The following is a 6,894-nucleotide window of genomic DNA, read 5'->3' as shown; positions in this document are numbered from 1 at the left end:
TGAACCAGTACCGGTACGTGCCGAATCCGACGGGGTGGGTGGATCCGTTGGGGTTAACTTGCAATCCGTGCCCGGGATCGAAGACAGCCGATGGGCCTTACAGTGAGATTGTTCCTGGCGGGGGTTTGGCGACTCATGAAGCACAAGGAGGCCATCTCATTATCAAACATGTGGGTAGAACAGATACTCAGCTAGCTCAAAGATTGCTCGCCGAACCGAATATTCCGGCAGCATCGACCTTTCGTGATCGAGCAACTGCAGAGGCTGCTGTATCGGAAGCTATATCGGCGAACTCAGTGAAAATAAGAGACTTCTTGGCTAGCAACAAAGGAAAAACAACTATCACACATCAGTTGCAGATACCGGTGGGTGTAAGCATGCCCAATGGACACCCTCACTCCATGCCTGCAACAAAATTACTTTTGGTGCTAAAACGGGATGCCCAATTACCTTTGGGATATTTCTTACTAACCGGGTTTCCAGAGTTATGAACAAAGACCTTCCCGAGCTGCACGATTTTTTTGGGGCGTATTTCCATCAGGACTGGATGATGGAGCACGATAGTGCCGACCTTGTATTGACAAATTTTCTTGATGAGGCAGGTGAAACAGAGTTGATATTAATCAGGAACGACCTGCAAACGCTGATTAACTGGAGAAAGAATGAGTCAGCTCTCAGGAGCTATTTGCTGTCAGAACTCAGCTGCTACTACTGCTATTGGAATGATTGGGTGTCTGGCGAAACATGGCTATTGCACATCAAGAGCAAGCTGAACGAAAAAATAAAATCCTCAGGTGATGCTGTTTAACAGCTCCCCATCGACCTCCAAAATCACTGGGCTGCGACTCAATAATAGGAGGGAGACTTTCAAGACCTCCATTCTCAAAGGGCCTGTAACAAAGGCCCACTCAAAGCTTGAAATCACGCATTCAAAGCCCATCACTCATCATCAAAATCCTCATACTCAAGCTCTTCCCCCTCACCCTCCCAAAGCGGAACCGTCGCATCATCCATCAACGACCCCGGATCCTCATTCCCCGGATCATTGATAAACGGCAACCCGCTCGGGCCTTTTTCTTCCTTGCCTTCGGTTTCGGGAGTCATGGCGTACCTCGTGAATCTCAGACGTGTAGACGTTCGAAAAGTATGGTCGCTAATCGTTCCTGCGCATGACACATAGGCAAGAAAAACCCGGCATCAAGCCGGGTTTATGCAGAACCGATCACTCAATGATGACGATTCTTGTGTTTGTACTTGTGCTTGTGGCCGCCCCCAGAGTGAGATCTACCACCATCGTCACCGAGGTTGTTGCCGACCGCGCCACCCGCTGCGCCACCCAATCCTGCGCCGATGGCCGAACCGGTGGAGCCGCCGAGGCTGTTGCCGAGCACTGAGCCGCCAGCGGCACCGAGACCACCGCCAATCGCGGCTTCCGTACGATTGCGCTTGTTCGCCCCGACGGCACTGCCGGCCGCACCGCCCACGCCAGCACCAACCGCCGCACCGGTGCTGCCGCCGAGTTGCCCGCCGACCACATTACCCAGCACACCGCCCAGCCCACCACCGACAGCCGCGGAACCATCGCCGGCAGCCATGGCGCCTTGAGCCACGAGCAGTCCAATAACCAACGCAGTTGCAGTTAAAGTCGAGCGCATACAGACCTCACAGGTCCCGGATCGGGACGGTATGCCCGGAGAGGGGCTATGTGAGATTGGAGGCGCATTCAGGGAAAACGTTCAGCAACAAAAAGGCCCGGCATCAAGCCGGGCCTTTTCAGACATGCATTCGCAATCAGTGACGCTTGTGACCTTTGGACAGATTGCTGCCCACCGCGCCACCGGCTGCGCCACCCAGGCCGGCACCGATGGTTGCGCCAGTCTTGCCGCCCAGGCTGTTACCGATCACCGAACCACCTGCTGCGCCGACACCGCCGCCAATGGCCGCTTTGGTACGAGCACCTTTTTTAGCCGCCAATGCACTGCCTGCCGCACCGGCTACGCCAGCACCAATCGCTGCACCGGTGCTGCCGCCCATTTTCTGGCCGACCACGTTACCGAGCGCGCCACCCAGACCGCCACCCAGTGCGGCGGTACCGTCGCCAGCCATTGCACCTTGAGCAACCAAAAGCCCCAGAACCAGAGCAGGCAGAGTTAAACGCATGACTAAAACCTCAACAGAAGGAAGAAAAAAGGGCGCAGATTGAATGCTGTTGCCGCGGCAATGTCCAGCGCCGCAGCGCACTTGGCGCCGATTGGACAGCGATTATGGAAAAGGTTTTATGGCAGGCAAAAAAAAGCCCGCTGGGGAGACGGGCTGGAGACTTGCTTTCTAACGGATGGCTTCACCCTACGTAGACCGGTGTGAAAAGTTTGTGAAAGAAACCAAACGAATCCGCAAATTTTGTAGGACGCTTCTCAAAAAAATCAGCGATAAAAAACCCCGCTCAATCGCGGGGCTGTGTGGCATCCGGATTACTTCCTGGAGCGTGTCGTTACTTTGGGCAGAAATTTTGCTTTAGGCCCCTTGGGTGCTGTCGACTTGATCTTGCCGGTCTGTACCGGATCTTCACCAAAGCCCGCCTGATACTCGGTCTGGCCACAGCGCACGCAATTGTTGAATGGAAACTCAGCCCCGTCGTCTTCGATGTACGGATCAGTCATCTCTTCACCCCTTTCAAAAGCGGGGTCGATACCGGCAAGACCCTTTTGCCTGAAAAAATATCGACCTCCAAGGCTTTTGAGACTAGCCGGTCATTCCTGGACTTGTGATTCATATCGTCCGACGCCCGACGAATGGCTTACAAAAAACTCAGCGCAATGATGAACCATTGGTCCCACACAGCTAAAGATTCTCGGCGACTGGCCGTTGCCCTTTTTCCTACGCAATGAATCTCAAGGAGAGAATATGGAAATCAAAGGATTCCCACCGATGCCTGTTGTAAAGCTCACGGACGAGCAGATCGCCGCCGGTAAAGCCGGGGCGGAAAAATTCAAGGAGAAGCTTGCCTCAGGTGAAATCGTCATCAAGCCGCTGGACGGACCTAGTCCGGTGCAACCTGGCAAACCTGGCGTCATCTACCATCCAGACCCGGTTCAGCCTGGCGGTACGCCGATGGTTGCAATCGACACCCCACTGACCTACGACTCGAAAGGCACCATCCTGCTCAAACCGCAGGGTTGATCGCCAGCGAAGAGCCCATTCATTTGAATGGGCTCACAAGCAAGAAGCCAATGCTCAGCGCAACTTGACCGCCGTACCTGTCGCAAACACCACAACCATGCCGCCCTTCCCCGCAGGCATGCTGATCTCGAAATCCACTCCAACCACGGCATCCGCCTGCAAGGCACGCGCCCGCTCCTTGATCTCGTCAGTCGCCTGAACACGCGCCTCCTTCAAAGCCCGCTCCAGCGTCTGCGAACGCCCGCCGAAAAAATCCCGCATCCCGGCAAACATGTCACGGATCACATTGACGCCCTGCACCGACTCGGCACTGACAATGTCCAGATACGCCGTGATCTGCCGGCCTTCGATGGCGTGAGTAGTGGAAATGATCATAGGTCGTCCTTTTACATGCAGATAAAACCGCGATTGTACTGCCCCGGCAAAATGAAGCCGAACCCCTCTCTGTGACCAAAAAAATCCGGACACCAGAATGCACAAAACACACCTAAGCCAGCCAACTGCTGGCCACCGGCGCGGCGTCAATCTACTGGATCGGCAAACAGATGGGTCACACCAACGGCAACATGATCCGCTAGCACTACGGCACTTGGGTCAATGAGGACGGACCGGACGTGGTGGGCATGCTGCAACTGGCCCCGGCTACAGCTCGACATTGAATCCACGGATCCCCACTCTTTCGGCGAAGCGCCCCACCGCCGTCAGGCTTGCCCAGGTGCGGAGCGCCTCACGTTGCGAACGCACTGGCAACCAGTGACTGCCAGGCCCACCCAAGCGAATCGCCAGACCCCATTTGTCCTGCTGCCGGCTAATCAGCACATCGCGCACCGCACCGACCTCAAGCATGGCGCGCAATGGATGCCTGCCCGCATGATCCTACCTCGACCTTAAGGAAACCGAGTTTTGCGAGCGCAAAACTCGGCAAATCATCAAGCGCGCGAGTTAGCTAATTCAGCAATCTTTACCAATGCCGCCTCGACCGCCGGGTCGCTGACACCCAAAGCTTCCAGCGTGGCAGCCGGATCGGACGTCAGTGGGGCCAACGCCTTCAACGTGGTGAAAGCCACCGTAGCCGCTGGTTGCCCGTTTTCGTCGAAAAAATCCATTCCATTACTCATGTGCAGCTCCTTTCTAAATAAGGAAGAGTGCGCCTGATACCAGACACACCGAGCAAGGTATACCAGAACCCTACTATTTGGCGCTCACTGGACGAACATAGAGTGGAATTACATGCATGCCGAGGATCTATGCGACACGCGTTAACAGCCACCGGCTGATTGCGGTTGAGAAATCACAGATGATCACTTATCCAACGTCACCGCAGCCGAAAACCAAAATTCTACTTGTGAACTAATCTCTCCCTTCCAAACCCATTAGGTAAATCAACATGTCTACCCTTACGCCAAAAATCGAAATTGCATCCCAACTACTCGATACCGCCTTGCATCATTATTTCAGTGAACCACCAGAGTATTTCGCCACGATATGCCTTGCCGGTGCTGCCGAAGAGATACTGGGCAAGCATGTAGAGTCGAAAGGTGGTGAGTCATCATTCAATAGCATGAAGAACGGTGCTGTGCTTCTATCACGGTTTCTAGAGGGGGAGCCAACCACGGAGAAGGCTATCCAAAACCTAATGAACAAGGCGAAGAACTCGACAAAACACATGAATGGTGGCGATGACTCAACCGTCGATTTTGAGCCGAAGACCGAAGCAAAGGATTTGCTAGAGCGAGCGGTGACCAACTATTACCAATTGATGGGGCATTTCGAGCTGAAAGAAACGGATCTACTCACCCGTTTCAACAATGAACGCGGCACGTAAGGCAGCACCGACTACAGAAATACAAAAATTTAGTCCTGAGCAACCCACGGCAGGCAGCTATCGGCCGACGCCTGGCGCACCGACAGATGGAAAGAAGGGTAGAAGGAAAAAAAGGGGAGGTTTTTGGGCATTTGCTTGAGAGTGAATACTTCCATAGATTGAGCAGTTAGCACTTCATGTACCACGCCCTCTAGTTCGTTAGAGACGTCTTTATTACGTTCCCCAATGCTATAGAACGTCGTAAATATAGTATCTTCGTCCTGATAAATCGCTGCTGACGCGATTATCTCATTCGGTGATCAAGAGCAAACGCAAGCTAGGGAAGGGAAGTAAATGACGCCAGAGCAATTGATTGATAAGGCGCGGTTGATCATAAACCTATTGGACAAAATACCAGCAGTCGACGGGAGCACACACTTTCTGGGGGCGCTTTCTGCTGCGCGGGAGTTTTTACGGGTTTATGCTGGTCAGGAAAGCGACTTCTATAAGCAAGTCAACGCCTTCGAGAAATTTGGCTTTTTATCGGGTTCTAAGGGAGCAAGAGAAGTTCTCCTTGCTTTCATAGCCTATGTTGATGCGGGGCTTCATGGTGCCGTGTCACCTAAGAGGCAGGCCGAAATCGACGTTGTGTCCGATTTTCTCGCACAAGCTTCTACCCTGCTTGCGAAGGATGACTGTCATCCGGCCGCTGCGGCTGTTTTGGTCGGAGCTACGCTTGAGGAGTTCCTACGTACATGGGTGGAGGATGCGGGGATAGATTTAAATGGCAAAAAACCGAGTATCAGTACATATGCACAGGTGCTTCGAACCGACGACAAAATATCCAAGCAGGATGTGAAGGATATTGAATCATGGGGTGGAGTCCGGAACGCAGCGGCTCACGGCACGTGGGATGAGGTAAATGACCGAAAGCGGATATCACTCATGCTTGAAGGAGTGAATCTCTTCATCAGGAAATATAGCTAGTAGAGGAAACGAAACACCAAAGACCTGCACTGTCGACGAGGCTCTATCATTCTATTGATGAGTGCATGGTTTAGGTCTTAATAGGCTTACATCTACTCCACCCTAACGCCCGATGCATCGTAGCGGGCGTTTTGCATTTAAGAGACAAGTCGGGGGATCAGCCAACGCTGACGTTGACGAATGGCCGCAATTCGTCGATCGCTGACAACCGTGAATGCTCGTAAACGATCTAGCTATTTGCGTACTCTGGATCAGCGGCAATTCTCTAGGACTGCCGTAAACGCAAAATCGCATCTTCAACCGCTCTCGCGTTGGTATCCAGAGTTTCTATGGCCACGACCGCGTTATATGCAACTGTCTACCATTTTCTGAAAGCCATTTAGTGACCTCCTCTATCGCCGCCGCCAAGGCATGCTGGTTATGTAGAAGCAATGTCAGCACATCTGCAGTGGCAATGTTGGAGTCTGAGTCATTCGGAATGAAGGTCATCCTTGGAGTTCGGTTCGCGAGAGCATGGTAAATCTGATCGCCGGCGGAGGTCAGCCCGCATCCAGTGTGCTTTCTTTACGCACCAAAATAGCGTCCCAGTCCCATCTCAGTCCCATATGGCCTTTTTTCAGATGGCAAAAACCACAAACCCCCGATTTTCTCTAAAAAAATCAGGGGTTTGCGCTTACTGAATGTGGCGGTGAAGGAGAGATTCGAACTCTCGATACAGTTTCCTGTATACACACTTTCCAGGCGTGCTCCTTAAGCCACTCGGACACTTCACCGTATCTCTTCAAACATGTTCTGTCTGTCGAGGCGCGCTAATGTAGTCGAAAGCTTTTCTGATGGCAAACTTTTTTTCAGAATTTTCATGCGGTTAAGAGAAAAAGTCGTTTCTGCTATCGAAGGGCCATGGCGATCCGGCCAATCTTGGG

The 6,894-nt window shown here is 52.8% G+C and carries 12 protein-coding genes, 1 tRNA gene and 2 pseudogenes; 6 read left to right on the top strand and 9 right to left on the bottom strand.

Features of this window, described 5'->3' with window-relative positions; genetic code table 11:
- Both ACW9HX_RS23015 and ACW9HX_RS23010 read left to right on the top strand, forming a co-directional pair.
- Positions 1-491: RNase A-like domain-containing protein (locus ACW9HX_RS23015; protein WP_457382363.1), on the top strand; the 491-nt coding region annotated here is incomplete at its 5' end.
- Positions 488-808 (top strand): contact-dependent growth inhibition system immunity protein, encoded by a 321-nt coding sequence (locus tag ACW9HX_RS23010; RefSeq protein WP_457382362.1) that lies wholly within the window; start codon positions 488-490, stop codon positions 806-808. The genes ACW9HX_RS23015 and ACW9HX_RS23010, both read left to right, overlap by 4 nt.
- 131 nt (positions 809-939) lie before the next feature.
- Here the strand turns inward: ACW9HX_RS23010 and ACW9HX_RS23005 are convergent, their stop codons facing one another.
- From ACW9HX_RS23005 to ACW9HX_RS22990, 4 genes are all read right to left on the bottom strand, one after another.
- On the bottom strand, positions 940-1,104 hold the full coding sequence (locus tag ACW9HX_RS23005) for a hypothetical protein (RefSeq protein ID WP_457382361.1): 165 nt from the start codon (positions 1,102-1,104) through the stop codon (positions 940-942).
- Positions 1,105-1,226: 122 nt separating this feature from the next.
- The gene (locus ACW9HX_RS23000; protein WP_096822966.1) at positions 1,227-1,655 is read right to left on the bottom strand and encodes a YMGG-like glycine zipper-containing protein; all 429 of its coding nucleotides are present in this window, start codon (positions 1,653-1,655) and stop codon (positions 1,227-1,229) included.
- 136 nt (positions 1,656-1,791) lie between these two features.
- Positions 1,792-2,160 carry a glycine zipper domain-containing protein gene (locus ACW9HX_RS22995; protein ID WP_039769955.1) on the bottom strand — a complete coding sequence of 123 codons (369 nt, stop codon included), beginning with the start codon at positions 2,158-2,160 and terminating at the stop codon, positions 1,792-1,794.
- A 311-nt stretch (positions 2,161-2,471) separates the two neighbouring features.
- Positions 2,472-2,660, bottom strand: a complete 189-nt coding sequence (locus ACW9HX_RS22990; RefSeq protein ID WP_085701198.1) for a hypothetical protein — start codon at positions 2,658-2,660, stop codon at positions 2,472-2,474.
- 244 nt (positions 2,661-2,904) lie between these two features.
- Between ACW9HX_RS22990 and ACW9HX_RS22985 the strand changes: the two genes are divergently transcribed.
- Positions 2,905-3,180 (top strand): hypothetical protein, encoded by a 276-nt coding sequence (locus ACW9HX_RS22985; protein WP_457382360.1) that lies wholly within the window; start codon positions 2,905-2,907, stop codon positions 3,178-3,180.
- A 54-nt stretch (positions 3,181-3,234) separates the two neighbouring features.
- Here ACW9HX_RS22985 and ACW9HX_RS22980 read toward each other — a convergent pair whose 3' ends face one another.
- The gene (locus ACW9HX_RS22980) at positions 3,235-3,555 is read right to left on the bottom strand and encodes a YbjQ family protein (protein ID WP_262151894.1); all 321 of its coding nucleotides are present in this window, start codon (positions 3,553-3,555) and stop codon (positions 3,235-3,237) included.
- A 116-nt stretch (positions 3,556-3,671) separates the two neighbouring features.
- Between ACW9HX_RS22980 and ACW9HX_RS22975 the strand changes: the two are divergent.
- A pseudogene (locus ACW9HX_RS22975) lies at positions 3,672-3,839 on the top strand (site-specific integrase); the annotation flags it as partial.
- On the opposite strand, the gene ACW9HX_RS22970 reads toward ACW9HX_RS22975, so the two are convergent.
- Positions 3,823-4,026, bottom strand: coding sequence for a hypothetical protein (locus tag ACW9HX_RS22970; RefSeq protein WP_457382365.1), 204 nt, complete (start codon positions 4,024-4,026; stop codon positions 3,823-3,825). The pseudogene ACW9HX_RS22975 and the gene ACW9HX_RS22970 sit on opposite strands and share 17 nt — an antisense overlap.
- Before the next feature lie 83 nt (positions 4,027-4,109).
- Positions 4,110-4,298, bottom strand: a complete 189-nt coding sequence (locus ACW9HX_RS22965) for a hypothetical protein (protein WP_457382359.1) — start codon at positions 4,296-4,298, stop codon at positions 4,110-4,112.
- Positions 4,299-4,567: 269 nt separating this feature from the next.
- Between ACW9HX_RS22965 and ACW9HX_RS22960 the strand changes: the two genes are divergently transcribed.
- The gene (locus ACW9HX_RS22960) at positions 4,568-5,005 is read left to right on the top strand and encodes a hypothetical protein (protein ID WP_457382358.1); all 438 of its coding nucleotides are present in this window, start codon (positions 4,568-4,570) and stop codon (positions 5,003-5,005) included.
- Between the two features lie 333 nt (positions 5,006-5,338).
- Positions 5,339-5,971 carry a hypothetical protein gene (locus ACW9HX_RS22955; RefSeq protein ID WP_457382357.1) on the top strand — a complete coding sequence of 211 codons (633 nt, stop codon included), beginning with the start codon at positions 5,339-5,341 and terminating at the stop codon, positions 5,969-5,971.
- 265 nt (positions 5,972-6,236) lie between these two features.
- Here the strand turns inward: ACW9HX_RS22955 and ACW9HX_RS22950 are convergent.
- Positions 6,237-6,451 (bottom strand): annotated as a pseudogene (locus tag ACW9HX_RS22950) (hypothetical protein).
- Between the two features lie 203 nt (positions 6,452-6,654).
- Positions 6,655-6,744, bottom strand: a tRNA-Ser gene (locus tag ACW9HX_RS22945).
- Between the last annotated feature and the right edge of the window lie 150 nt (positions 6,745-6,894).

Source organism: Pseudomonas sp. SDO52101_S400 (genome assembly GCF_054071635.1).
This window is presented reverse-complemented; position numbering and strand designations above follow the sequence as displayed.

Excerpts from the sequence above, each read along its gene's own strand:
- ACW9HX_RS23010 (WP_457382362.1), top strand. The coding sequence starts at position 488 with ATGAACAAAGACCTTCCCGAGCTGCACGATTTTTTTGGGGCGTATTTC.
- ACW9HX_RS23005 (WP_457382361.1), bottom strand. The coding sequence starts at position 1,104 with ATGACTCCCGAAACCGAAGGCAAGGAAGAAAAAGGCCCGAGCGGGTTG.
- ACW9HX_RS23000 (WP_096822966.1), bottom strand. The coding sequence starts at position 1,655 with ATGCGCTCGACTTTAACTGCAACTGCGTTGGTTATTGGACTGCTCGTG.
- ACW9HX_RS22995 (WP_039769955.1), bottom strand. The coding sequence starts at position 2,160 with ATGCGTTTAACTCTGCCTGCTCTGGTTCTGGGGCTTTTGGTTGCTCAA.
- ACW9HX_RS22990 (WP_085701198.1), bottom strand. The coding sequence starts at position 2,660 with ATGACTGATCCGTACATCGAAGACGACGGGGCTGAGTTTCCATTCAAC.
- ACW9HX_RS22985 (WP_457382360.1), top strand. The coding sequence starts at position 2,905 with ATGGAAATCAAAGGATTCCCACCGATGCCTGTTGTAAAGCTCACGGAC.
- ACW9HX_RS22980 (WP_262151894.1), bottom strand. The coding sequence starts at position 3,555 with ATGATCATTTCCACTACTCACGCCATCGAAGGCCGGCAGATCACGGCG.
- ACW9HX_RS22970 (WP_457382365.1), bottom strand. The coding sequence starts at position 4,026 with ATGCTTGAGGTCGGTGCGGTGCGCGATGTGCTGATTAGCCGGCAGCAG.
- ACW9HX_RS22965 (WP_457382359.1), bottom strand. The coding sequence starts at position 4,298 with ATGAGTAATGGAATGGATTTTTTCGACGAAAACGGGCAACCAGCGGCT.
- ACW9HX_RS22960 (WP_457382358.1), top strand. The coding sequence starts at position 4,568 with ATGTCTACCCTTACGCCAAAAATCGAAATTGCATCCCAACTACTCGAT.
- ACW9HX_RS22955 (WP_457382357.1), top strand. The coding sequence starts at position 5,339 with ATGACGCCAGAGCAATTGATTGATAAGGCGCGGTTGATCATAAACCTA.